This window comes from Acinetobacter sp. MYb191, assembly GCF_037572605.1.
Taxonomy (GTDB): Bacteria; Pseudomonadota; Gammaproteobacteria; order Pseudomonadales; family Moraxellaceae; genus Acinetobacter; species Acinetobacter johnsonii.
Map to the genome: position 1 here is coordinate 140,606 of NZ_JBBGZP010000014.1, position 26,487 is coordinate 167,092.

A 26,487-nucleotide genomic window follows, 5' to 3' on the forward strand; every position below is an offset into this window, starting at 1 on the left:
TTGTTGAATGTCAAAAAAACCGCTCATAAGAGCGGTTTTTTTTATTTTAGCGATTCATTCTATACACGTCGATGTGGTTAAAGGCTGATAATAAATCTGATTACGTCCCAATTGCTTGGCACGGTATAAAGCCTGATCTGCAATCCCCAGCAACTCGGCTTTGCTCAAATCAACCTCGCCTTTAAAGACTGTAATCCCTAAACTAATGGTGACAAATGGAGATACTTCAGACATTTGATGCGGAATTTCCAAACGTTCAATCGCTCGGTAAATATTTGAAGCCACCGCATAAGCGCCATGTGCATCAGTTTCAGGTAATAACACCACAAACTCTTCGCCGCCATAACGCGCCACAAAATCCATATGCCGAATCGCATTTTTAATAGATTTTGCAATCGATGAAATCACATCATCGCCCTTTTGGTGACCATAACAGTCGTTATATTTTTTGAAGAAATCAACATCAATAAACAAAATGGATAAAGGTGTTTCATCCTGACGTGATTGCTCATAATAGGTATCCATCATTTCGTCAAAATTACGCCGATTTGATATCTTCGTCAGCTCATCATTCTGACTCAAATGCAGTAACTCTGAGGTATGTATTCGATGTATTTTTTCACTAATCTTGGCACGGCGAATATTTAAAAAAATGATGCGCTCGCGGGCGTAAATCATACGACTGATGATAAACCCCAGTAAACAGCTACCAAACATCACACGCCCCATCACAATCGCATCAAACTTGACCAGCGTTGAAATCAGCACTAAAAATGAAACCCCAGCAGCTACTACGCCTGTGATAAAAACATATCCCGGCTTTACCCCAGTCAGTAAATATCCCAACACATAAATCATGCAAATGATCATCATCGCTTGATGGCGCAAAGCTTCGGTATGTACCGACATGGTCAACCAAGTCGTCGAGACCACAGCCCAAAACACAGCAAACATGGCTGCATAAGCAAAAAAAGGCTTTAGCTTGGTAAAATGTGAAAAAACATAAAGGAACAAAAGACAAACCGCACCATTTAAAAGCCCCAGTAAGCAATGAATAAAATCTTGTTTAAAATGAGACTGTTCAATAATCCAGTAATCCCCCGGAATCGTCAAAATGGCAAAAATAAAATAAGCCAAAACACCAGACCAAAGAAAGTCATTAATATTGCGACGCGCGCGCTCTAAGTTTAATCGCCAAAACTCTTGTTCTAATTTCTGAGGAAAAACCTGACCAATACGACGGTTGTGTCGTGTAATCAGCTCTTCCATTTTTTCTTTATCGTACTGAAGTTTGGCGAGGTTGTATTTATATTCCATACCAGACCAGATTTAATTCTTGTAGTTGCCTAAAAATAACACAAAATTACAAAGATAAATCATAATAATCAGACAAGATGCCTTTATTTGTCATTACCATTTTTGGCGCATATGCATTATCATCTGTTTTATTTCTTTGACAGAAATCGCCTTGAATACGATTACGATTCTCCAGCCAGATGATTGGCACGCTCACCTTCGTGATGGTCTTGCATTACAACGTACGGTTCCCGATTTAGCCCAACAGTTTTCACGCGCTATTTGTATGCCAAATACCGTACCGCCAGTTAAAACGGTTGAGGAAGCGAATGCGTACCGTGAACGCATCATGGCGCATGTACCAGAAGGCAATGCCTTCGACCCACGCATGGTATTGTATTTTACTGACACAACTTCGCCTGAAGAAGTCAAGAAAATTAAAAATTCTGAGTTTGTAAATGCCATTAAACTCTACCCTGCTGGCGCGACCACCAACTCAGATAATGGTGTAAGCGACATTCGTAAAGTCTATGCCGTTATTGAGCAACTTGAAGAACATCAGGTTCCATTACTGCTGCATGGTGAAGTCACACACAATCATGTCGATATTTTCGATCGTGAAAAACGCTTCTTAGACGAAGTTCTTTCTCCGTTGCTAAAACAATTTCCAAAACTGAAATTGGTTTTAGAACACATTACGACCAGCGAAGCGGCCAACTTTGTTTTAGAGCAAGACCGCAATGTGGCTGCAACCATTACTCCACAGCATTTACTGTTTAACCGTAATGACATGTTGGTTGGTGGTATTAAACCGCATTTCTATTGTTTACCCATTTTAAAACGTCAAACGCATCAGCAAACTTTGCTCGAAGTTGCGACCAGTGCCAACCCTAAGTTTTTCTTAGGCACAGACAGTGCACCACACTCTAAAAATGCCAAAGAAAATGCATGTGGATGTGCAGGTTGCTACAGCGCACCAACGGCAATTGAACTTTATGCTCAAGCCTTCGATCAAGTGGGTAAACTTGAACGCCTTGAAGGTTTTGCCAGCCACTTTGGTGCAGATTTCTACGGTCTACCGCGCAATACTTCTACAATTACACTGGTAAAAGAAGACCAAGTCATCCCTGAGAGTTTAGACTATTTGGATGGTGAACAAATTATTCCGCTGTATGCGGGTAAAACCATTCAATGGAGAAAAGTGTGACAAATGAAACATTGCCAATAATTGGTCAGCGTTTCCGTGGTTTTCTACCTGTTGTTGTCGATGTCGAAACAGCAGGTTTTAATGCACAGACCGATGCCTTATTGGAAATTGCTGCAATTCCGATTATTTATAATGAAGAAGGTCAATTTGTACCGGGTCCTGCACATCATGCGCATATCAACCCATTCGAAGGTGCAAATCTAGACCGTCGCTCATTAGACTTTATTGGTATTGATCCCTTTAACCCGATGCGCATGGCTATGGCTGAAGACGAAAAAACAGCATTAAAACGTATTTTTAAAGCCGTCAATGAAGTCCGTCGCCAACAGAACTGTACACATGCGGTCTTGGTCGGTCATAACGCCCACTTTGATTTAGGCTTTGTACAAGCAGCTATTGCACGTACAGGGACTAAAAATCAAAACCCATTTCACAGTTTTTCTGTATTTGACACCGTCACCTTAAGTGCTGTGATGTTTGGTCAAACCGTTCTTGCGAAGTCATGTATTCAAGCAGGGATTGAGTTCGATGGTAGAGAGGCCCACTCGGCTTTATACGACACTCAAAAAACCGCTGAACTGTTCTGTTATATTTTGAACAAACTCGCGCCACACCTACTTGACACTCTGGTGGCGGATCAATAAGATACCGCCATCCTCGCAACGTCCCTATCGTCTAGAGGCCTAGGACATCGCCCTTTCACGGCGGTAACCGGGGTTCGAATCCCCGTAGGGACGCCATCTTATTCTATATCTAGAAAACACCACTTTTCATTTAATCGGTTCTGATTGACCACCGATGTTTCATTTCAATTTTAACCATGCGCTCGCTATGCGATGCTTCGTTTTTTTCAAGGTTGATTGTTGTGCTTAAAAAAATTTTAATCTTTTTATTGATTCTATCGCCTTCTATTTTTTACTTATGGTTTGTCCAACAAGGGACCAATAACATCAAACAAGCCCCTGTTGCAGAAGAAATACAATCAAGTACTGAGAACAACTCTTCTTATCCAACACCCGACCACTAAAAAATAGTCTTTAAGCATTTGTTTTTTAAATTAATAGCCAAAGTTCATCAGAAAATTTCAATTCACGTGATTTTTCATCTTATTAAAAACTAGAATATAACTTTAAGCCCATTGTTTGATTTTCTATGCAATCTGCAACGCCGCCTTCGCAGTCTTCAACTGATTCAACTGATTCAACTGATTCAACTGATTCAACTGATTCAACTGATTCAACGCAAAATACCTCATTAAAACGTGCCATGAGCACACGCCACCTGATCATGTTATCGCTTGGTGGTGCCATTGGTACAGGTCTGTTCATGGGCTCAGGCGAAGTGATCTCTCAGGCAGGCCCTCTTGGTGCTGTGCTGGCTTATATTATTGGCGGGTTGATCGCATATATGGTCATGCTTTGCCTCGGGGAGCTTGCAGTACATTTACCTGTTTCTGGTTCATTTGGTGCCTTTGCAACACGTTATATTGGCCCTGGCACAGGTTATATGGTGTCGTGGATGTATTGGCTCGGCTGGTCGGCAACACTCGGCACCGAATTTACAGCAGCAGCCATTTTGATACAGGAATGGTTCCCACAAACGTCGATCTGGTTATGGACGTTAATCTTTGCCAGTGGTGTACTGATTTCAAACCTCAGTTCAACCCGAGCTTTTGCAGAGTCTGAGTTTTGGCTGTCCATGATCAAAGTCGCAACTGTACTTATTTTCATTCTATTAGGCTTTGCCTGTATCTTCGGTATCATCCCTTTTCAGGGGTATGAGTCTGCACCCTTATTCAACAACTTAACCGCACAAGGCTGGCTACCAAATGGCCTTATTCCTTTGTTTACCACCTTATTAATTGTGAATTTCGCTTTTAATGGCACAGAAATGATTGGCATTGCCGCAGGTGAAACTGAAAACCCAGAAAAAAATGTACCCAAAGCTATTCATGCCGCGGTTTGGCGCCTGATTATTTTCTTTGTTGGCACTATCATTGTCATTAGTTCCCTGCTCAGCTATAGCAACACGGGTTTGCAAGTGGGCGGGCATGGTGGCTTAAGCAGCAGTCCGTTTGTGACTGTATTCACTCAAATGGGTATTCCCTATGCTGAAGATTTTATCCGTTTTGTGATTATCACGGCATTATTATCAACCGCGAACTCAGGCCTATATGCTGCATCACGCATGATGTGGGCCCTGTCCTCACAAAACCAACTCCCCAAGCTTTTTGCCAAAGTAAGTAAATCTGGGGTGCCTTATATTGCCATTTGGGTCACCATGATTGGTGGCTTGCCGGGTTTGCTCTCTGAGCAGTTTGGTGCAGATGTCATTTTTAAGAACTTAATGGGTGTCGCAGCATTTACCATGGTGATTGTCTGGATGAGTATTTGCTGGAGTCAATTTAACTTCCGCCGCCAATGGTTAAAGCAAGGGCGGGCTTTATCGGAGCTGAAATTCCGTACCCCTTGGTATCCGTTCGTTCCGATCCTAGGCTTTATCTGCTGTACAGCAACAGGCTTAAGTATGGCGGCTGACCCTGAAATGCTTTCAGGTTTTATTGGCTGCTTGCTCTTTATGGCGGCTTGCTATGCCAGTTACTATTGGCTCTATCATAATAAAAACTAAGTACCTTCAGCAAAGTGAGCTCAAGCTTATTTTTTGGGCTCACTTTTGCAACAATAAAAAATTTATTCAATTTAATTACTTGTTTTGCCTAATGTTTGAACTTTCAACCATCACAGAGCAAAAACCCTTTTGACAAATAGGCCTTTAATCCTTAATATACGCATCACCTCGCAACGTCCCTATCGTCTAGAGGCCTAGGACATCGCCCTTTCACGGCGGTAACCGGGGTTCGAATCCCCGTAGGGACGCCATCTCTTGATCTTATCCGATCAACACTTATTCATAATTACTATTATTTCATTGCAGATTTGCAGTTTTTCACTACAATAGCCCGCTTCATTCCTGAACTTATTAACGCTTATGCACTCATCTCCGAATGATGCTTCGCATCAGGGCAATTCTGCGCCTTTAAAACGCGCTATGAGTACTCGACATCTGGTTATGATTTCGCTTGGTGGCGCAATCGGGACTGGCCTATTTTTAGGATCGGGTGAAGTCATTGCACAAACGGGGCCTGTAGGTGCCATTATTTCTTATTTCCTCGGCGGGATCATTGCATATATGGTCATGCTGTGTTTAGGGGAACTTGCTGTTCATATGCCTGAGTCTGGTTCATTTGGTGCTTATGCCAAACGCTACATCGGACCAGGCTCAGGTTATACCATCACATGGCTGTACTGGCTAACGTGGTCCGTCACTCTAGGAACCGAGTTTACAGCTGCTGCACTTCTCATGCAGGAGTGGTTTCCAGATAGTTCAATGTGGATGTGGACTCTAATTTTTGGTGCATTTGTATTTAGTTTAAATATGATCTCGACCAAATGGTTCGCTGAATCTGAGTTTTGGTTAGCTTTAGTCAAAGTTATCACCGTTGTTATTTTTATTCTATTGGGTCTACTCGCTATTTTTGGCGTGATTGGCTACAGAGGCTATGAAGCTGCGCCTTTATTTAGCAACTTAACGGCTCAGGGTTGGTTCCCAGAAGGCTTGTTCCCTATCTTTACCACCATGTTGATCGTGAACTTTGCATTTTCTGGTACAGAGCTGATTGGTGTTGCTGCGGGTGAAACCAAAGATCCTGCTAAGAATGTACCCAAAGCCATCAATACTGCGATTTTCCGCTTATTGATTTTCTTTGTGGGTACCATCTTGGTCGTGACTTCACTCCTCCCGCATCAAGAAGCAGGTTTAGCAGCTGAAGGCGTGAGTAGCAGTCCATTTGTAACCGTATTCCAGCACATTGGCATTCCTTATGCTGAAGATATCATTCGTTTTGTGATTATCACTGCGTTGCTATCTGCTGCGAACTCAGGACTATTTGCCGCTTCGCGTATGATGTGGTCGTTGTCTTACCAAAAACAGTTGCCAGCAGTCTTCTCAAAAATCAATGCACGTGGTGTCCCTTACGTGGCAGTCATCGTGACCATGATTGGGGGTATGCCGGGTTTACTGTCTGAACAGTTTGCACCTGAAGCCATTTTTACAAACCTTTTAGGTATTGCAGCGTTTACCATGGTCGTCGTTTGGATGAGTATTTGCTTAAGCCAATTTAACTTCCGTCGCCAATGGTATAAACAAGGACGTAAAAAAGAAGAATTAGGTTTTGCAGCGCCACTGTTTCCTATTGTGCCAATCCTTGGCTTTATCTTCTGCTTTATCACCTGCGTCAGCATGGTGTTTGATCCAAGTATGCGTATTAGCTTCTTTGGTTGTTTATTGTTTATTGCAGTATGTTATGCAAGTTATTACACCTTTTATCACAAGAAAACTTAATCCGTATTGTTAAAAAGAGCGACTTCGGTCGCTCTTTTTTTTATACTGTTTTGATCAAGTACATCATCGGTGCATACACGATGAATATTGTATGGATTCATGGGATGAATCAGCAGCACAAGACTGCACGTACTCTGCTTCAACATTGGCTTGTGATCTTACAACAGGTACTGAGCGAACTTGGCCGCGCAGATGACCTTCCCTATCTTCAGCGGCACAGTCGGCTGGCCTTTTATGGAGATCTTCTAACACGTCAGCATTTAGAAAACACCCTCAACGCCAGCACCCTTATGCCACAACATTGGTCTCCTTTTTCCTTTTTGCATCCTATTCACCTGACGCACACCGCTGCACCCAATATCGAACATCAAGCTGAAATTTCTAAAAACCCTCAGCTCACCATTTCAGATGAACTCTCATTCAATAATAAAATTAAATACATCAGCCTCCTCGGCAAAGATCTGGCCTTACGTGACTTAGCCAGTTTAATCAACCACTTCCCAGAGCTGCATAGTAGCTTTATTCATCGTTTTTTGATGGAAGCGTATCTATATTTATCCAATCCACACTTCATCCACACCGTGCATACGCGTCTGCATGAGCACTTACACGGTACAAAACCCAATATTGTGATTGCCCACTCTCTAGGCAGCGTGATTGCCTATAATTATTTAATTCAACACCCTGAACTTAAGATTCAAACACTGATTACCCTCGGTTCACCACTTGCCTTTCGCGTTATCCAGTGCCATTTACAGCAACCTATTCAACGGCCTGCAGCTTTATATGGCAATTGGATCAATTTTTATTCAGATGCTGATTTTCTGAGTGCTTTCCCACTGAATCAAAAACCATTTGCTTTTACTCCTGCCATTATCAACAAGCAAATCACCACCGATCTTGCTCATCCTCATCTGATCGAAGGCTATTTACACCATCCCGAGTTCATCAACAACTTACTAAGTTTGCTTAAAAAATCGGCTTAAATCATATGATTTTTAATCATTTTATCTAGATTGTTTTAAATTTATGCACTCAACACTTAAAACTGGAATTATTTAGAGAAAAGCGTTTGACACCCCTCTATTTTCGCCCTAATATACGCCCACCTCTGAAACGTCCCTATCGTCTAGAGGCCTAGGACATCGCCCTTTCACGGCGGTAACCGGGGTTCGAATCCCCGTAGGGACGCCAATTTCAGAAGTAAAGTTTTATTAAGTCCCTATCGTCTAGAGGCCTAGGACATCGCCCTTTCACGGCGGTAACCGGGGTTCGAATCCCCGTAGGGACGCCATTACTTAAGATCAAAAGTAATCGGTTTTAAAACATCACTTCTGTACTGTCCCTATCGTCTAGAGGCCTAGGACATCGCCCTTTCACGGCGGTAACCGGGGTTCGAATCCCCGTAGGGACGCCATATTCGAGATTGATTTTTTATAGAGTCATCTCATAAAAAAGCCCAAGCATTATGACTTGGGCTTTTTTATTCCCTGTTCATTTACGATCAACTTCAACCAAAGCGGTCGAGGAAAAAATAGTCTGTGGTGCAATCACAGTTTCATTCAAGGGAATGTTTTGCCCATATCTCTGTTGCATGAGTTGCTTGACTTCAGACGAACTTAAATCAAATTGCTTCAGTTTGGATAACGGAGCCAACTCAATACCTAAAGCATCATGATAGGCCTTCCAGACTATTTCTGAGCAATATAAAGCACGATTGTCCCACTCAAAATAAAGATCATAAGGCTGGCCTAAGTATTGTTCTGCGTTCTTGATTAGCGTCTGCTTTTGCTGAACAGTCAAATTCGTTTTAAGGCGCTTCACCACATAATGCCGCTCAACCCCGCGATCAATCCACTGCTGAAGTGCCGTATATTTCACAGGCTGAACTGCCTCTAAAACCCATGCTTTTCCATTTTTATGAACAATTAAACCCATATGGCTATAACGAGACTTGGTCGCTTTTTGTATCCCTAAACTTTGTTGAGACTTCGAGACGTGAAAAATAATATAACCTGTTTGATAGGACATATTAGCCCATAGCTGTTGAGGACTTACCAACAGTGAAACAGCACTTAAAATCACAACATTTCTATTTTTCATCCTAGATTTCCTTTATTCTTCTTTTTATAGATACGATCAATCACTTAAAACTAAAAATATTTATGATCTTACATCATCTTCAAAACTCACGTTCACAGCGTATTCTTTGGCTACTTGAGGAACTTGAGCTGTCTTATGAACTCAAGCCGTATGATGCAACTCAAGCTAGACAAATGAATCTGAAATTTCCAACGCTCGACATTTCACATGATACTCAGACGATACGACTTACGGAAAGCAGCGCAATCGTAGAATATTTATGCCAACTACAGCAGAAGTTAATTATTCCCCATGACCATACACAGTATTGGAACTTCTGTTTTTATAGCCATTATAGCGATGCCAGTCTCATGCCCAATTTGGCATTGAAACAAGTTTTCCAACACATTAAGCAACAAACACCTTTGGTTGTACGCTTTGTGAGTTTGGCCTTTCAAAGCGCCTTCAATCACGCTTATTTAAACCCTGAGCTACATCGACAACTGAAAGAAATTGATATTCACTTAAGCACGCATTCATACTTTGCAGGCGATGTGTTTAGTTATGCAGATATCTTGATGTGGTTTCCACTCTATGCGGCCAGTTATGCCACACCACAGTTTACTCAATATCAGGCCATTCAATACTATTTCACCCAAATACAAAGCAGACCTGCCTTCAATGCTGCAATGGCACGTGGGCAATGGTCTGCTTCCTATTTTGAACACTATTGGTCTATCACGCAGTAATGCTATGCTTAAGCTGACTTTCTAGAGTTGACTTGCCCTTTAATCACCGCCTTTACATTGCCTTTTAAATAATTAAAAAACACTTTGAGCGGTGACAGTTTCGGATTTGGTTGTTTACCTTCTGCGATATCCTTAAATTGTGCGGCATACCAGATCACTTCCATAATCGCCATTTTATCGATCATTGAAATGCCTGTTTTAATCTTATCGACTGCATAACGCACATCGTTTCCTGCAATTAAACGATCTGTAATATCTGGTTCTACCGCAAATGGACGTGCCATCCCAATAAAATCACATGCGCCACTTTCTAAGGCTGCGTTCATCCCCGCAGCAGTACGAAAACCGCCTGTCACCATCAACTTACACTGGACTTGTTTACGAATTTTCTCAGCAAAATCTAAAAAGTAAGCCTCACGTGCAATGGTCGATGCCTTACGTTTTTCTTGCTTCACCCCAGCCATCGCAGGTGCTTCATAACTACCACCTGAAATCTCAATCAAATCAATCCCAGCAGCATCAATGGCTTTAAATGTAGCGATTACATCCTCTTCAGTAATCCCGCCACGCTGGAAGTCTGCCGAGTTGAGTTTGACCGAAATAATAAACTGCTCTGACGTTGCCGCACGTACCGCTTTATAAATTTCCAATAAAAAACGCATGCGGTTTTCAGCAGAACCACCCCATTGATCTTGGCGTTTATTGGTCAAAGGTGATAAAAACTGACTGATGAGATAGCCATGCGCACCATGTAATTGCACGCCTTCAAAGCCCGCTTTTTCACAGATGGCGGCTGAAGTTGCAAAACGTTGGATAATATCTAGGATTTCATCTTCACGAAGCGCTCGCGGCGTTCCAAAGCTCATTGCTAAAGCGGGACTAAACGGTACTGCTGAAGGTGCAACCGTTTCCTTATTTAAACCCTTAGGACACTGACGCCCTGGATGTGACAACTGTACCAACTGCACCATGCCATGTTTTTTACCAATCGCAGCCCATTGTTTTAGTGGTTCTAAGTCACGTTCGGTTTCAATCACCACCACGCCTGGTTCATTTTTAGCTCGGAAGTCCACCATCACATTGCCTGTAATGGCACAGCCTAGGCCTCCTTTTGCCCAAGCCTCATACAAGCCTAAGTGCAAATGATTCGGCTGGCCTGCATGATTAGCCAGTGCTTCACTCATCGCCCCTTTAATCATCTTATTTTTAAAATGGACCTGCCCAATGTCGATTGCGCTTGCAAGCTGGTTCATGAAAATTCATCCTTTAATATTTTTTAGTGTTTTTACTCTATGTGTTTTTTGGCCACAGTCAAGAGAATTTGACAATTCATTTTGTCAAAATTTCCAGCCTTTTATTTAGAAAACTGATTTTACTGATACTGACTGGCTTGAATCAGTTGACGTGTGTAGTCAGACTGCGGTTGCTCAAAAAGCTGTTCAGTGGCTTGCAACTCCACTACTTTGGCATGTCGCAAGACCAAAATCTGTTGGCAGAGTGCCCGCACCACTTGTAAGTCATGACTAATAAACAAATAACTCATGCCCTGCTCGTGTTGTAGACGGCGTAATAACGCCACAATTGAACGCTGCGTACTTCGGTCTAAGGCCGAAGTTGGTTCATCTAAAATCAACAGTTTAGGTTGAAGCACCAAGGCTCTCGCCAAAGCCACACGCTGCCTCTGCCCACCAGATAGCTCATGTGGATAATAGTTTTTAAATGTGACAGGTAACTCCATCTGAGTTAAGACATTCTCAACACGCTGTGTCCTCTCAAATGAAGACAAAGGCTTTAAAGTCAAACCTTCTGCAATAATTTGCTCAACACTCATGCGTGGGTTCAAACTTGCGAACGGATCTTGAAACACGATTTGAAAATCACCGCGAAGCGGACGTAATGCCTTTTGCGAGAGTTGGTTTAAATCATGTTCTCCAAACTGGATCTTTCCTCGACTTTCAATCAGCCTTGCTACGGCCAGTGCCAAAGAACTTTTGCCTGCACCACTTTCCCCCACCACTCCCAATGAATGCCCTTGAGCCAAGCTCAAGTCCAAAGCTTCAACCGCAGCAAGATACTGTGTCGTGCGATTAAACCAGCCTTTTTTAATCGGAAATTTAACCTCAAGTTGTTTTAAGCGGAGCAAAGGTGCTGCATCTTGTACATTAATGGCTTGACCAAAAGAATGATTGAGTAAGTTTTGAGTATAAGTAGACTGCGACTGCTCAAAAATCTGCGCAACCGCCCCTTGTTCTACGACCTTACCTTGATGGATGACCACGGCATCATCAGCATAGTGTTTCACCAAGTTGAGGTCATGGCTAATCAAAATCATGGCCATGTTATGGCGCTGTTGTAAAGACTTCAGCAAGTCTAAAATTTGAACTTGCAGCATGACATCTAGTGCCGTGGTGGGCTCATCAGCAATCAAAATATCAGGCTCTTGCACCAGTGCCATAGCAATCATGACCCGCTGGCGTTGGCCACCAGACAGCTCATAAGGAAAACGCTGCAACATACTTTCAGGATTTGGAATGCCCACATCCTCTAGCAAGGCAATCACTCGTTGCCGCGCTTGCTTTTTAGACCAGCCCTGTAACCATAAAGTCTCGGCAATGATTTTTTCTACTCGATGCAAAGAATTCAAGGCAGTCATCGGCTCTTGAAAAACCATTGCAATTTTTTGCCCACGAATCTGCCTAAATTGATCATCGCTCAGCTCGAGTAGCTCTTTTCCGTCTAACAGTAATGACCCGTACACTTGCAATGCTTTCGGCAATAACCCCATCAAGGCTAAAGCACTGATCGATTTTCCTGAACCGCTCTCTCCAACCAGTGCTAAAGTCTGCCCAGCATGTAGTTCAAAACTGAGCTGATCGACCAATACCCGTTCTGAACTGTGAATGCTCAGTGCATTCACTTTAAGTATGGAGGCTGGACTATTAGCGTCTAGGGTCAAATGCATCGCGCAAAGCCTCCCCGATATACATCAACAACGCAAGCACAATGGCCAAGCTGAAAAAGCCAGACAGTGCCAACCATGGTGCATTTAAATTATTCTTGCCTTGTAACAAAAGCTCGCCCAATGATGCCGCATCAGGCGGTAGGCCATAACCCAAGAAATCCAATGCGGTTAACGCAGTAATATTGGCAGTTAAAATAAAAGGCAGTTGTGACAGGCTAGAGCTGATTGCATTGGGTAAAATATGCCGAAAGATAATAGCTCGGTTGGTGACACCTAAACTTCGCGCGGCACGGACATAGTCTAGCTGACGGGCCCTTAAAAACTCAGCACGTACCAGTGGAACTAAAATTGTCCAACTGAATAACAGCATGATTAAAAACAGCCAGTAAATATTTGGGCTAAACATACTGACTAAAATCATCACCATGAAAAGCATGGGTAACCCGCCCCACACTTCTAAAATACGCTGCCCGATTAAATCGATCCAACCACCGTAATAACCTTGTATTGCTCCAATCACTATGCCCAGTACAGCTGAACTGAAAGTCAAAATAAAACCGAACAGCAATGAGACACGTAAACCATACAACACGCGCGCTAAGACATCACGACCTTGGTCATCTGTCCCGAGCCAATTTTGCATCGTAGGTGGTGAGGGTACTGGAACCGCCAAATCTACATTGGGAGTTTGATATGAATATTGAATTAACGGCCAAACAGCCCAACCTTTTGCTTGAATCAGCTGCTGTACCACTGGATCTTTATATTCAGTTTCAGTTTCGAAAACACCGCCAAAAGTCGTTTCTGGATAGTGTTTCAATACAGGGAAATACAAAGCATTATCATACTTAAGCAACAGCGGCTTATCATTCGCGATCAATTCTGCAGCTAAAGACAGTACAAAAACACAAAGAAATAAAATACAACAACTGAGACCAAGCTTATTTTGCTTAAATCGCTTGAAACCTGCCTGTAAAATAGGTGACATCAGCCTCTCCCTTGCGAATCAAAATGAATTCGCGGATCAATCAGCTGATACAACACATCGCCAATCAGACGTAGCAGCAAGCCCAACAAAGTAAAAATAAACAATGTGCCAAAAATCACAGGATAGTCACGCTGCACAATGGCTTCAAATCCTAATAAACCTAAACCATCCAGATTAAATATAATCTCAATAAATAAATTGCCCACAAAGAAGTAAGCGATTAAAGCTTCTGGTAAACCTGCCACCACAATCAGTATCGCATTGCGAAACACATGACCATACAACACTTGAGACTCGGTCAGGCCTTTGGAACGTGCCGTCAGCACATAAGGCTTGCCTAGCTCTTCCATAAACGAGTACTTAGTGAGATAAGTCACCGTGGCAAAGCCACCAATCACCATCGCTAAAAGCGGTAAAGCCATATGCCAAAAATAATCTTTAATTTTGCCCCATAGTGACAAGTCTGCAAAATTTTCCGAGACCAAACCTTGCAAGGGGAACCATTGGAAATAAGAACCGCCTGCAAAAAAGACAATCAGGAGAATTGCAAAAATAAACGCAGGAACTGCATAAGCCACTGCCAACAGGAGCGATGTAGACTGATCAAACACCGTGCCGTGCAATCGTGCTTTTTTAATGCCCAAAGGAATGGAAATCAGATAAATCAGTAAAGCACTCCACAGCCCCAAGGACACGGATACAGGTAATTTATCCTTAATCAATGCTGTAACAGGTTGGTCTTTAAAAAAGCTTGTACCGAAGTCCAGTTGCGCATAATTTTTTACCATTTCAAAAAAGCGTATATGCATAGGCTGATCAAAACCATAATGTGCTTTGATCTTTGCGAGCATTTCATCACTGAGTCCTTGCGCGCCTTGATAGACATTTGAGCCTCCACCTGCACCGCCCAAATTACCCAAAGTTTGCATAGCTTCCGCTTGTTGAATGGCTTGCTCAACAGGCCCACCAGGTGCAATTTGGATCACAGCAAAATTGATCAGCAAAATCAGAAATAAGGTCGGAACGATCAGCAACAGCCTTTTGAATATATACATACGCATCTCCCCCCCTATACCAGCTTATGGCTTGGCTGCCTGACCTAAATACTGACTCACCTTTTTTGCCTGTTTGGCATCACTCCACCAATAATCCAAACCGACATGCAACTGTGGACTCCGTGCCGGTTTTTGATACATGTTCCAATAGGCATACCATTGATCCGCTTTACCATAGGTCGGAATTTGATAATAACCCGCACGCAGTAATCGATCTAAAATACGCGTTTGCACGACCACTTGCTTACGATCAGGCACTTGAATCAACTGTTGAATCATCTGATCAATCACCGGATTTTGAATACCCGAATAATTATAATTTCCCACCTGATGGGCTGAAGCACTGCCCCACAGTTGCACCTGTTCTTTGCCCGGTGTCAAAGACTGTGGCATCGTTTGTAGGGTCATATCAAAATCTTGAGTCCGCATACGCTCATAGTACTGCGGTGTATCAACCTGTCGAATGTTCAGCTGTATTCCTAGGCGCTTTAGATGGCGAACAAAAGGCGTAATTTCACGTACAGCATCACTCGGCTGAATCAGAAACTCAAACTGAATCGGCTTATTTTTCCGATCTAACAGTTGACCTTTTGCATTATATGTATAGCCATTTTTTAATAAAATCTGTCGTGCGATGAGTAAATTATTTCGATTATAGCCCGATCCTTCTGAAGCTGAATAACGCCAGTTCTTTAAAACACCATCTCGCTGTACGGGATGCAATTTCGCCAAATAAGGCTTCAATATTTTGATTTCAGCAGCCGAAGGCAGACCCTTCGCCTCTAGTTCACTGTTAGAAAAATAGCTTTGCAGACGTTGATATTGCCCATAGAACATTGCTTTATTTTGCCATTCGAAATCGTAGGCATAGGTTAAAGCTTGGCGAAAATAAATATCTTGAAAAGGCTGACGACGGGTATTAAACACAAAACTTTGCGTTGGAATCGGATTGAAATGCTTAAAGCGATATTTTTTAACGAGACCTTGTTTCGCTGCGGGAAAGTTATAGGCAGTCACCCATTGTCGTGCGGACTCTTCCTCATGCAAGGTATATAAACCCGCCTTAAACGCAGTAAAAGCAATATCTTTGCTGCGATAGTACACATAACCCACGCGGTTAAAATTATAACGCCCTTGGTTGACCTTTAAATCTCTGGCCCAATAGTTTGGATTACGCTTATAAATAACCCGCTGCCCTGCATTGATTTTCTCTAAGAGATAAGGGCCTGATCCTAAAATCGGTTTGATCGAAGTTTTACTAAAATCTTTGCCTTGCCAGTCTTTTTTGGAATAAATTGGCATTCTGGCTACAATCAAAGGCATTTCCACATTATTTCGGGTTTTAAATTGCATTTTGACCCTGTATTTGGACAACACTTCTGTCTTGGCTAAATCCGACAAATACATCTGTAAGCCAAAATTGGATTTGCTTTGAAAGATATCAAAACTGAACTTTACATCGGCTGCGGTAACAGGACTGCCATCACTAAACCGTGCTTTTGGGTTTAAATGAAAAATGATCGCGTTAAAGTTTTTCGGGTCATAGCTGACCTTTTCTGCCAGCAATGGATACATCACCGCAGGCTCATCTAAAGAACTACTCATGAGCGAGTCAAATAAATAATTGGTTCCCTCAACTGCAGTACCACGACCATTCATACTGTTTAAGTTATCAAAACTCCCAATGACTGCACGTGTTAATTCGCCACCCTTCGGTGCCTGCACATTAGCATAAGGCAGATGATCCGACTGGCTGTATTTCGGCGTACCATAAGGTGCAATAAAAGGCATGGTCTGCAGTGCAGACCATGCCTTTAAAGGAATCGTTACAAGGCTGAACAGCAAGAGTTTTGTTCTAACCGTCATCGGGGCTTTCTCTGAAATTGCATTTCAACTCAATATTAGTTCGGCACCTTAATTACATCCCCAATGCGCAACTGCGTATTCGGTTTAATGTCATTGAGCTCAGCCAATTGCGAAGTGTCCATACCATAACGACTTGCCAGTCCAATTAAGGTATCACCACGTTTCACCGTGTACTGCGAAATCAGTTTTGGGATTTGAATGGTCTGCCCAACTTGTAAGCCCGCACGCGGACTCAGATTATTTAAACTAGCAAGCTCTGACACGGATATCCCCGCACGGCTTGCAATTGAATTTAACGACTCGCCTGACTTCACTTTATAGGCTTCAGTTGCACGGCTAGAAGTTGCTTGTGGTTTTGCTGCCACTGTTTCTGTTTTGATTGGAGCTGAATCAACATCACCTTCAATTTTCAAACGCTGACCAACACGAACATTCGCCGTACGGCTTAGGTTGTTTAATTCAGCCAAATAGTTCAGTTGCAAGTGATATTTACGCGCAATGCTATTTAGGGTTTCACCCGATTTCACCACGTGAATATCGGTTGAGTTATTACTTGCAGTGGTTTGTTTTTCGACTGTTTTAGGCGTTTCAACAGTAGGCACTTCACCGGTTAATTTGAGTTTTTGACCTGCACGTAAGCCCGCTGTACGACTCATGTTGTTGAGGTCAGCAATATAATCCATACCCAAATTATATTTCGAAGCAATCGCAGTTAATGAGTCCCCCGACTGAACGGTGTAAGTATCTGGCACGGTTGAACCTGCCGGGATCTTAATACTTTGACCCACTTGCAAGCCGCTATTGCTTGAAAGATTGTTAAGATCAGCCAGCTCTGACAAGCTCATCTTCGACTGTGATGCAATGCTATACAATGTATCACCACGTTGTACTTTATAGCTTTCAACTTTGAATTGTGGCTCGGCTTTAACTGGAGATGCTTTGGCACTACTTGTCGTTAAGCTTTTGACCTCATTGAGTGGCACATTAATTTTTTGTCCAACCAACAGGTTGCTGCCCGCATTTAAACCCGGTGTTAAATCTGCCAATTCTTGATTTGACAGCGCATAACGGTCTGCAATCAGTTTCAGATATTCGCCACGTTTCACCGTATACGACTGAGTTGCTACTTTAGTTTGGCTCGTAGCTTTCTCATCGTTAGTTTTTGCTCGCGATTGTGCTGTTTCTTTTAAAGAAAGCTTTTGCCCCACACGTACACCACTCGTCACGCTTAAACCGTTATAGTCAGCCAACTGTTTTAAGCTTAAACCAAACTCATCCGCGATACCGGTTAAGGTATCATTGGCACGAACGGTATAACTCTCGGGTTTAGTCTCAGCTTTCACGGTAGAACGCACTTCAACTTTTTCAGCTTGTGGTTTTGCATCATATAAATAAATCGATGTACCGACATAAAGTGTGGCATTGGCATCCATTTGGTTCCACTTCGCCACATCACGCCAGTTCACCCCATTTTTGGCAGCAATCAGCGCCAAAGTATCACCCGGTTGTACGGTATAAGTTGAACGTTTACCTTTTGGCGGCACAATTACAATTTCAGAGTCAGTCTTAACAAAATTTTTGCCTTGATTACGCTTCACTTCATCTGAATCTAAACGAGTATTGTCAGCCACAGATTTTGGATAAGCAAAACCTTTGGTTAACTCTTTACCTTGCAGCTCTGCCACAGACTGACTGGTTTGAATTGCGGTGAGCTTAATTTTACCATCTAAAGGATCCACAATTTCTGTGCCTTGAGGGGCCAAAGCTTGAATTTCAGCTACCACTTCAGCTTGCTCTGCTTTCGTCGCAACTGGTTTCAGAACTTCATCGACAGTTTTGCTTTGACCTTCGGCTTGAATGGCCGCGGTTAACTGCTCACGTTCTGCCGCTGAAATTGGTGGTTCAACGGAAACGGGTTTCACTGGGGTCGCTGGCGTAACCGCAACTGGAATACGCGGCGCACTTGGAATATCGCTATTAGCAGCAAAAGCAGCCAGTGCATTAGACCCTTTAGGCGTTGAACCACGGGTAGGCGTCGCAATAGCAGTACTGCTTGACGACGTCACTGTAGACGAAGTGGCAGGCTTTCCTGTTGTGGTTTTTGTTGTTGTCGTCGCTAAAACAGGTGGTGTAGTTTTCGATGGTGTGATAGCTTTGGTGTTTAAGGTCGGCGATTCAATTTTGCTTGGTTGAATCGTTTGGTTATTTTCAGGCAGTTTGGTATTTGCAGATGCCCACAAGCCGCCTGAACCACCCTGTAATTTTTTCAAACGTACATCCACTGAAGGACTCAAATCCGCAGGAATTAAAATCCGCATTGGACTTGCACCATCAATCCATTCACCGCGGTGTCCCGGGTTTAACTGATACAGCTCGGCACGACTTAAACCTGTAATCGACGCAACTTCATTTAGACTCACCGCGCCCACAGTAACTTCTCTAAAGTGTGGACGGTTGGCAATCGGCGGTAAATTGATGTTATAGGCATTTGGATTTTTAATGATCTGCGCAACCGCCAAGAACCGTGGCACATAGTTCATGGTTTCTTCTGGCAGTTTTAACGACCAATAATCCGTTGGTAAGCCCGCTGCTTTATTACGGTTAATTGCTTGTTGAATACGGCCCGGACCTGCATTATAAGCTGCTAGCGCAAGTTCCCACGAACCAAACTGGTTATATAAACTGCCCAAAAACTCATACGCAGCACGCGTTGACTCCACCACATCACGGCGTCCGTCGTATTGGCTACTTTGTTTTAAGCCATAAATACGTCCCGTACTTGGAATAAACTGCCATAAGCCCGCAGCCGCAGCACTACTGGTTGCAGCAGGGTCATACGAACTTTCAATCACAGGCAGTAGAGCCAGCTCTGTTGGTAATCCGCGACGCTCGGCTTCTTTAACGGTGTGATACAAATAACGTGAAGCACGTGCACTTAAACGATCCAAATACGGTTGGCGTGAAATGAACCATCCGCGCTGTGCATCAATACGCGGATTCCAATGATCGCTGTTCATTTTAAAGCCCACGGTCATACGCTTCCAAACATCACCGTGCTTTAACACCAACAGTCGATCCCCTTCCACCGCACGCATGTCGGTTGCAGAAAGTAAATCTTCTAATGAGTCTAGGCTATTTGCGTCTAAGTAGTTCGATCCGACTTGTTTGGATTTTGATGTTTGCGTTGCACTTTGCGTCGAGGAGCAACCAGCCAGTCCAAGTGTCGCGAGTGCTGAACCGAGTACTGTAATTTTAAATAATGTCGGTAACATCGGTTGGCCAAAAATGGCAGCTGACTTATACATAAGAAAATCCAAACAACTCGTATAAAATTTATTTTTTAGATCTGCCATTGTAGTAAAGCACGCCGCAGACACAAGGCGTTAATTTAACTTGAAATCAGTATAAATGTTACAAGAAATTAAAAAAGCTGCATCTTATACACTTCTCTAGTGCATTTGCGTTATACAATGGTGCCCGCTTAGTTTTAATTTTCAGTTTACGGAAGTTGTGTATGTCACAAACAATTACCCTGTATGTCGATGGTGCATGTCGTGGAAACCCTGGTCTTGGGGGATGGGGCGCGTACATTATTACAGAAACTGAAGAACATAAACTGTGTGGCGGTGAAGACAACACCACCAATAACCGTATGGAACTCACCGCGGCCATTGAAGGCATTCTTTTTTGCCCAACCGATGCGAAGTTGGTAGTCTGGACAGATTCAACCTATGTCAAACGCGGCATTACCGAGTGGATTACAGGTTGGAAAAAGAAAAACTGGAAAGACGTTAAAAATCCAGATTTGTGGAAAAAACTCGATGCAGCCTGCCAAGGCCGTGAAATCGACTGGCACTGGGTCAAAGGCCATGCAGGTCATGAAGGTAATGAAATGGCAGATCAATTGGCAAACCTCGGTGCCGATCAAACACAGGCTCAACTTCGTCAGTCTAAAACAGCGACAACAGAACCGCCTGTAGATAAAAAAAAAGTTGAACCAGACTGGTTGTTAAACGACCCTTTTGGTTTGGGTTTCGATGACGAAGAAGTTGATAACAGCGAAGATTTAGCCGAAAGTGAAATACACGTTGCAGAACAAGAGCCAAGTTTAATGGCTGAACCAGAACTTGGCACAACGGTTGCGTCTACTGAACAAACGCCTGAAGTTGCGGCAAGTGTCGATTTAACACAACTCAAACAACATCCGCAAATTGTGATTACTCCACGTAAGGTTGAGGTCTTTGGACCTCGACAGCTCATCCTCGATACAGAGACTACAGGTTTCTATTATCAAGATGGCGATCGCATTATTGAAGTTGGTGCGATTGAAATGGTCAATCGAAAGCTCACAGGCAGCTCGATTCATATCTACATCAATCCGAAAAAACCTGTGGGCGACTCTGAAAATGTCCACGGGATCTCTGATGACTTTTTAAAAGATAAACCGCTGTATCAAGAGATTGCTGACACTTTATTTGCCTATCTCAAAGGTGCGGAAATCATTGCGCATAATGCAAGCTTCGATATGAACTTCTTAGACATGGAGTTCAAGCGTGCAGGATTTGTTGCGCTTTCTGAAGTTTGTGCGGTGACAGATACCCTCGCGATGGCAAAATCTAAGCATCCGGGACAAAAAAACTCACTTGATGCCTTAGTTCGCCGTTACGAAATTCCACAGCGTGACCGTACCTTCCACGGGGCCTTACTGGATGCTGAAATTCTAGCCGACGTTTACTTGGCTATGACAGGTGGTCAGGTTTCCTTTGATATGGATGCCCTGTCGCATAGTGAACAACAAAATGGGCAAAGTCAGCGTCAAACACTGGATATTGAACTGGCGGTAATTCACCCTTCAGCCGAAGAACTTGAAGCACATGAGACTTGGGTCAAACAATACCAAGAAAAACATGGCACACCCTGCCTTTTTGCCAAATAAATTCTAAAGTTTTGTTAACTTTTGTATTACAAGATTTTTCAGTTAGGCTATAGTGATGAACAAGTTGCTATGCCTTCTTTGGGCCGCATATAAACACGATAAAACACTAGGATAGGTGCAGATCAATGTCTTACCAAACCTCTATTCATTTTGATCCAACGGCGCTGCTGATAATAAAAAATGAAGTGGATAACTCCATTAAGCTGGTTGAATCAGCTGTGAGCACCTTAGCAGAAGATCAGACTTTACCTTTTGGAATTGACGATGCATTAAACCAATTTGAGCAATGTGCTCAAGTGCTTGCATTGATTGATATGTCGAGCTTAGCCAAAATTGCTGAATATTCCGCAGAGCTTATGCGCAAGATCATGGGGAATCCTGCACAGATTAATACGCCAGATGTGATTGCACTCAGCGAAGGCACGACCATGCTGAAGCGCTATATTGAGTTCATTTGCTTAAGAGAAGTGAAAATTCCACAGTTTTTACTCGATACCTTAAACCGTCTTGAAATTGCATTAGCAAAGCCTTTAACGCAAGAAGGTCAGCACATCGAGTCCTTACTAGACTGTATCACCCCAGATTTCAACCTCCCTCAAGCGCCAAGTCTTGAAAAATCTCAATATGTTCACCGCCTGTACAAGCTGTCTTTAAGTCAAATGTTGAAACAAGAAGAAAGCGAACTTGATTTACAAGCAATGAAATTGGTGGGAACTTATTTAGCGGGTCTAGCAGAACAAACGCCGAGTAAACAGTATTGGAACTTGGTCTATGTTGCACTCAATCAAATTGAACAATTGCTCATTAATGAACCACGTTTACGTACTTTGATTAGCATCGAACGTAACATTGCACAGTTCTTTACTGCGCCTGAACGTTTCAAAGCCAGCCTCACCGATCTTGCCAACATTCTCAGCTTATGTATCAGCCAAGAAGACGAAGTATCCCAACACATCCGTGGCAAACTCAATATTGGCGATGACCTACTCACAGATACGCAGCTGCAAGTTTTCAGTCGTCATCTGTATGGTCCTGATTTCGACACGATGCATACCATTAGTGATTTGGTGACCAGCGAAATGTCGCAAATCCGTAATGACATTGAGTACAACTATCAAAACATGACGCCTGAGAAAACCCAAGAGCTCCAAGCAAAACTGGTCGATTTGGCGAACATCTTCAAAGTATTGAACTTAAATGAAGCACATAATGACTTAAACCGTCAAGCAGCATCACTTAGTCAAGCAGATATGCTGAAGGATGAAGGTTTTGCGCAGCAGTTGATGAACGTGATCTTGTCGGCAATGAACTCGATTGGCGTGCTAGAACGTCACCATACTTCAAGCCGCCTACAGCTTCGTGTGAACAACATGAATATTTCACTAGACCGTTTAGATGAAGCCCATGCTGCGTTATTGTCAGAGGCTAAAACATCTATTGACTTAAGTAGTCAAGCGTTGGCGCAATATCAGCAAGAACAAGATTTAACTGCTCTTGAGAATACTCCTGCGCAACTACGTGAAGTTGCGGGCGCCATGTTGTTCTTAGGCGCTGAAAATGGGCAAACCGCTCTGAATATTTCAGCAGATTTTGTGCAACAACAAATCACGGCTGAAACTGCGCTCACTGCTGCTCAGGTGAATCATGTACTTGATGCACTCGCAAGTGCAGATATGCTGATTGATAACTTAAAAAACAAACAGCCTGTATTACACAGTATGTTTGATGTAGCATTGAACAGTAGCCAAAAACTAAAGACTGTTGCCTAATGTCAGAACTTTCACTTGCTTATATTTTCCACCAACAGCAATTGTTGGTGGACCATAACTTTCAATTGCCTCGTGTAGAAAAACTAGCAAGTGATTTAAGTTTCCACTCGGGTGATCAAGTGATTGCCCGAGACCTGCTAGACAATGAGCCGATTCCTGAAGGCTTAGAACTCATCCCAATTCGCCAGTTGCTTCCACTCTGGAGCACCAAACAATTCGAACAGGCCAGCCGAGCTATTCAGCTGCTAGAATGGCGTCGCAATCATAAATTTTGTAGCCATTGCGGCCACGCCACAGAAGCACATTCTAGCGAATATGCCATGATCTGTCCTGCCTGCGGTTATCATCAGTATCCACGGGTACAACCCTGTGTCATCACCGTCATTACACGAGGTGAAGATGAAATTCTGTTGGCAAAAAATGCGCGTAATACCCGCAGCAATATGTATGGCTTGATTGCGGGCTTCGTTGAAGTCGGTGAAACCTTAGAAGAAGCTGTACGCCGCGAAACCTTGGAAGAAGTCGGCATTCGAGTTAAAAATGTTCAATACTTAGCGAGTCAGCCTTGGCCTTTTCCAAGTAACTTAATGATTGCGTTTAAAGCAGAATATGCATCGGGTGAGCTTTGCTTACAAGAAGAAGAAATCAGCGATGCTCAATTCTTTAAGTTTGATCAATTGCCAGAAATTCCGTTCAAAGGCAGCATTGCACATGCCATGATCATGCATGCGACAGAAGGCACAACAGTCGCGGATGACACACGTGAGTGGCTCTAAGCTCACTCACCATCTCTACAACAAATACACCTTAAAACCCAATTAGTGCTTAAGCGCATCCTCGAGTGCCTGCATAATTTTTTGCTTGGTCGTGAAGTAACGACTAAACAAACTCGATACTGAACCAATCATTGAAATATGACCGATACGCGGCACCGTCCAAAGTTGACTGTAGTTGCCTTTTTCTTTCAATCTACGATCCAAATCAACGGCATTGCTCAACCCAACGACATCATCATTCTCTGCAACCAACAGATAATGTTTAACCGTATTCGACTCGACGAAATAATATGGCATCACTTCCTGATAAGGTCTGTTCTGATCAAAAGCATCCGCACAGATTGGATCACCCTTATAGTCAAAATGATAAGGGCCTGCCAAACCAATAATGGCGGTAATTTGACTACGGCATTGTATTTCATATGGCTTCGGATGATAGAGCGCAGACATCACATTAAATGCACCCGCAGAATGCCCCATCAACACCACTTTTTCAGTCGAAATTTGATATTTAAGTTGATGTACATTGAGATAATTTAAAGCCAAGCTGAGATCATCAATAGAAGCAGGAAAAATATGTTCAGGCGCCAAGTGATAGTTAATCACCGCCACATCAAAGCCCTCTTTGGCAAAGGCTTCGCCAATAAAACGATAATCTTTTTTATCGCCATGCATCCATGCACCGCCATGCACAAATACAATCAGAGGCCGGTGTTCACGCGGTGTTTGCGTGCGAAACAAATCTAAACGGTGTCGCGCGCGTAACCCATAGGCCACATTTTCTTGGACCGAATAACCCTTACGCGGTGTTAAACGGTTTAGGGCATAACTACCGACATCATAAATACGAAAGTCACGATAGAGTAATCTTGCATACTCTACCGAACGATTCAGTCTTTGAACAAAAGGCTGAAGCTTATTGAACATTATTTGGCTCAACTTGGTCTGGGTCTATCGCAACAGGCGTTTGCTCTGTTGGTGTTGAATTGATCATTGGTGACGCAAACGCACTGGTCATTTGGGACTGTTGCTCTATATTATCCACCAGTGTGATAATTTTAGTCACATTCCCCACTTGCTGTAACACTTGGTTTAAATCGGTAATTTCAGCACCATTTAAACGCCCCATCACATATAACACACCATCTTCGGTGTGAATACGGACTTTCGCATCTGAAACAACAGCAGCTTTCATGATCAAGCCACGTGTATTTGCCGTGACTGAGGTATCTTGCATGATGGTGCTATAACTAATTTGGTTTCCAACTGTAATGTAGTTATGCACGGTTTTGACATCCGACATCGCACGTACATTGTCTTCAGCCAACTGACGTAAGTGTTGATCGGGTACTTGTCCTGTTAACAAGACATTCCCATGAAAACTTTCGATATTGACACGTGACTGTTTAAAACGGCTGTCCAATTTATATAAGTTAATTTTTGCAGTACGCTCAATTGAAGAGTCAATAAAAACCTGCCCTAATGAACGTGCACCGCTTTCTGTTCCTACAGCGGCTGTTCCTGTCCCACCCGAAATGAAACTTGCACATCCAGATAAACTTGCGACGCATAATACGGTCATTGCAATACGATTGAACACTCAGCAAGACTCCTCAACTTTTCAAACTATTTTAATTCAGCATTTCAGCTTTGATTTTGTTCAAAGATTAATAAAGTCTTGATCAAAAGTAAAAGCATTTTCTATCCATTGCTGATCATAAGTGAATTTTGAAAAATCTTGCTGTATGGTTTTTGCAATTTCTTTAAAAAAATCAAAACAAATCACATCAAAGCGGCAATAATATTGGTGGAAATGTGGATGATCTTGTAAAAATAACATGGCCGTTTTTGCTATTTTGCGTTGTTTTGAATAGGAAATTGTTTCAATAGCCTGCGCAAAACGCGTTTTTGAGCGTGCTTTGACCTCAACAAAAACCAATTCCTGCCCTTTTTGTACAATCAGATCAATTTCTCCAAAGCGCGAGTGATAATTGGACTGTACATGAACATACCCCTGTTCTTCTAGCACAGTCAAAGCTTGTTGCTCTGCCCATTGTCCCAGCTTCATCTCTTTATCTTCCCTACTTCGTTTTTATTTTTTTTTAATCAGCGTATTTCGAAAAACTCAATATCGATCAAAAATCTCACGCCTTGATGTTTAAAACCACAGCTGCAAGTCTCTTGAACCAATCAATTCATTTCATTCTGTGTTTTAAAGCTTTCTTGGCGTTTAGATTTCAGCCGAATGTCTCACTAACTCCTGCAAATGCATCGCCGACAACATTCTAGCTCACGCCACGACGGACAATTCAGGTAGAATGCTTATCGCGGTATCGGTTGAATGCATCAAAGTACTCAATCCAACCTATCACTTTATTATTTTGCAGCGCGGAGAAAACC

At 42.8% G+C, this 26,487-nt stretch carries 20 protein-coding genes and 5 tRNA genes; 14 read left to right on the forward strand and 11 right to left on the reverse strand.

Annotated elements, in window-relative coordinates:
- Positions 1-54 precede the first annotated feature (54 nt).
- Positions 55-1,317, reverse strand: coding sequence for a GGDEF domain-containing protein (locus WH214_RS09915; RefSeq protein WP_339421223.1), 1,263 nt, complete (start codon positions 1,315-1,317; stop codon positions 55-57).
- A 151-nt stretch (positions 1,318-1,468) separates the two neighbouring features.
- Between WH214_RS09915 and pyrC the strand changes: the two genes are divergently transcribed.
- From pyrC to WH214_RS09965, 10 genes are all read left to right on the forward strand, one after another.
- The gene (gene pyrC, locus WH214_RS09920) at positions 1,469-2,503 is read left to right on the forward strand and encodes a dihydroorotase (protein ID WP_010326368.1); all 1,035 of its coding nucleotides are present in this window, start codon (positions 1,469-1,471) and stop codon (positions 2,501-2,503) included.
- Complete coding sequence (gene rnt, locus WH214_RS09925) at positions 2,488-3,147, forward strand: ribonuclease T (RefSeq protein WP_005399764.1); 660 nt, start codon at positions 2,488-2,490, stop codon at positions 3,145-3,147. Before pyrC ends, rnt begins: the two co-directional genes overlap by 16 nt.
- 20 nt (positions 3,148-3,167) lie before the next feature.
- Positions 3,168-3,243 (forward strand) — tRNA-Glu (locus WH214_RS09930).
- 412 nt (positions 3,244-3,655) lie between these two features.
- Positions 3,656-5,131: an amino acid permease gene (locus WH214_RS09935; RefSeq protein WP_445206363.1), complete on the forward strand. Its 1,476-nt coding sequence runs from the start codon at positions 3,656-3,658 to the stop codon at positions 5,129-5,131.
- Positions 5,132-5,306: 175 nt separating this feature from the next.
- Positions 5,307-5,382, forward strand: a tRNA-Glu gene (locus tag WH214_RS09940).
- A 109-nt stretch (positions 5,383-5,491) separates the two neighbouring features.
- Positions 5,492-6,904, forward strand: coding sequence for an amino acid permease (locus WH214_RS09945; protein WP_004980765.1), 1,413 nt, complete (start codon positions 5,492-5,494; stop codon positions 6,902-6,904).
- 80 nt (positions 6,905-6,984) lie between these two features.
- Positions 6,985-7,890: an alpha/beta fold hydrolase gene (locus WH214_RS09950; protein WP_035326887.1), complete on the forward strand. Its 906-nt coding sequence runs from the start codon at positions 6,985-6,987 to the stop codon at positions 7,888-7,890.
- Between the two features lie 132 nt (positions 7,891-8,022).
- Positions 8,023-8,098 (forward strand) — tRNA-Glu (locus tag WH214_RS09955).
- A 24-nt stretch (positions 8,099-8,122) separates the two neighbouring features.
- Positions 8,123-8,198 (forward strand) — tRNA-Glu (locus tag WH214_RS09960).
- Positions 8,199-8,245: 47 nt separating this feature from the next.
- Positions 8,246-8,321: transfer RNA gene (locus WH214_RS09965), tRNA-Glu, on the forward strand.
- Positions 8,322-8,398: 77 nt separating this feature from the next.
- Here the strand turns inward: WH214_RS09965 and WH214_RS09970 are convergent.
- Positions 8,399-9,007, reverse strand: a complete 609-nt coding sequence (locus WH214_RS09970; RefSeq protein ID WP_339993278.1) for a YiiX family permuted papain-like enzyme — start codon at positions 9,005-9,007, stop codon at positions 8,399-8,401.
- 62 nt (positions 9,008-9,069) lie between these two features.
- Between WH214_RS09970 and WH214_RS09975 the strand changes: the two genes are divergently transcribed.
- Positions 9,070-9,735 (forward strand): glutathione binding-like protein, encoded by a 666-nt coding sequence (locus WH214_RS09975; RefSeq protein WP_339421228.1) that lies wholly within the window; start codon positions 9,070-9,072, stop codon positions 9,733-9,735.
- A gap of 8 nt (positions 9,736-9,743) precedes the next feature.
- Here the strand turns inward: WH214_RS09975 and WH214_RS09980 are convergent, their stop codons facing one another.
- From WH214_RS09980 to WH214_RS10005, 6 genes are all read right to left on the reverse strand, one after another.
- Complete coding sequence (locus WH214_RS09980) at positions 9,744-10,988, reverse strand: NADH:flavin oxidoreductase/NADH oxidase family protein (RefSeq protein WP_339421230.1); 1,245 nt, start codon at positions 10,986-10,988, stop codon at positions 9,744-9,746.
- A 119-nt stretch (positions 10,989-11,107) separates the two neighbouring features.
- Entirely contained in the window at positions 11,108-12,697 is a 1,590-nt protein-coding gene (locus tag WH214_RS09985) for an ABC transporter ATP-binding protein (protein ID WP_339421232.1), read from the reverse strand.
- Positions 12,675-13,685: an ABC transporter permease gene (locus tag WH214_RS09990; protein ID WP_004980782.1), complete on the reverse strand. Its 1,011-nt coding sequence runs from the start codon at positions 13,683-13,685 to the stop codon at positions 12,675-12,677. The genes WH214_RS09985 and WH214_RS09990 overlap by 23 nt, the downstream gene beginning before the upstream one ends.
- Entirely contained in the window at positions 13,685-14,746 is a 1,062-nt protein-coding gene (yejB, locus tag WH214_RS09995; protein ID WP_035326609.1) for a microcin C ABC transporter permease YejB, read from the reverse strand. Before yejB ends, WH214_RS09990 begins: the two co-directional genes overlap by 1 nt.
- Before the next feature lie 18 nt (positions 14,747-14,764).
- Positions 14,765-16,606, reverse strand: coding sequence for an extracellular solute-binding protein (locus WH214_RS10000; RefSeq protein WP_339421237.1), 1,842 nt, complete (start codon positions 16,604-16,606; stop codon positions 14,765-14,767).
- Between the two features lie 35 nt (positions 16,607-16,641).
- Entirely contained in the window at positions 16,642-19,911 is a 3,270-nt protein-coding gene (locus WH214_RS10005) for a LysM peptidoglycan-binding domain-containing protein (RefSeq protein WP_339421239.1), read from the reverse strand.
- Positions 19,912-20,120: 209 nt separating this feature from the next.
- On the opposite strand from WH214_RS10005, the gene dnaQ reads away from it, so the two are divergent.
- The 3 genes from dnaQ (at position 20,121) to nudC (ending at position 24,087) form a co-directional block, all read left to right on the forward strand.
- Positions 20,121-21,542, forward strand: a complete 1,422-nt coding sequence (gene dnaQ, locus WH214_RS10010; RefSeq protein ID WP_339421241.1) for a DNA polymerase III subunit epsilon — start codon at positions 20,121-20,123, stop codon at positions 21,540-21,542.
- A gap of 125 nt (positions 21,543-21,667) precedes the next feature.
- Positions 21,668-23,311, forward strand: coding sequence for a chemotaxis protein (locus WH214_RS10015; RefSeq protein WP_339421243.1), 1,644 nt, complete (start codon positions 21,668-21,670; stop codon positions 23,309-23,311).
- On the forward strand, positions 23,311-24,087 hold the full coding sequence (nudC, locus tag WH214_RS10020) for an NAD(+) diphosphatase (protein ID WP_148826398.1): 777 nt from the start codon (positions 23,311-23,313) through the stop codon (positions 24,085-24,087). The genes WH214_RS10015 and nudC overlap by 1 nt, the downstream gene beginning before the upstream one ends.
- A 42-nt stretch (positions 24,088-24,129) precedes the next feature.
- Here nudC and WH214_RS10025 read toward each other — a convergent pair whose 3' ends face one another.
- Genes WH214_RS10025 through WH214_RS10035 form a run of 3 tightly spaced genes read right to left on the reverse strand, consistent with a single transcriptional unit; the run spans position 24,130 to position 26,155 of the window.
- Positions 24,130-25,014 carry an alpha/beta hydrolase gene (locus WH214_RS10025; RefSeq protein ID WP_062034475.1) on the reverse strand — a complete coding sequence of 295 codons (885 nt, stop codon included), beginning with the start codon at positions 25,012-25,014 and terminating at the stop codon, positions 24,130-24,132.
- Positions 25,004-25,687: a BON domain-containing protein gene (locus WH214_RS10030; RefSeq protein ID WP_339421250.1), complete on the reverse strand. Its 684-nt coding sequence runs from the start codon at positions 25,685-25,687 to the stop codon at positions 25,004-25,006. The genes WH214_RS10025 and WH214_RS10030 overlap by 11 nt, the downstream gene beginning before the upstream one ends.
- Positions 25,688-25,747: 60 nt before the next feature.
- Entirely contained in the window at positions 25,748-26,155 is a 408-nt protein-coding gene (locus WH214_RS10035; protein ID WP_339421252.1) for a YraN family protein, read from the reverse strand.
- Positions 26,156-26,487: the final 332 nt, after the last annotated feature.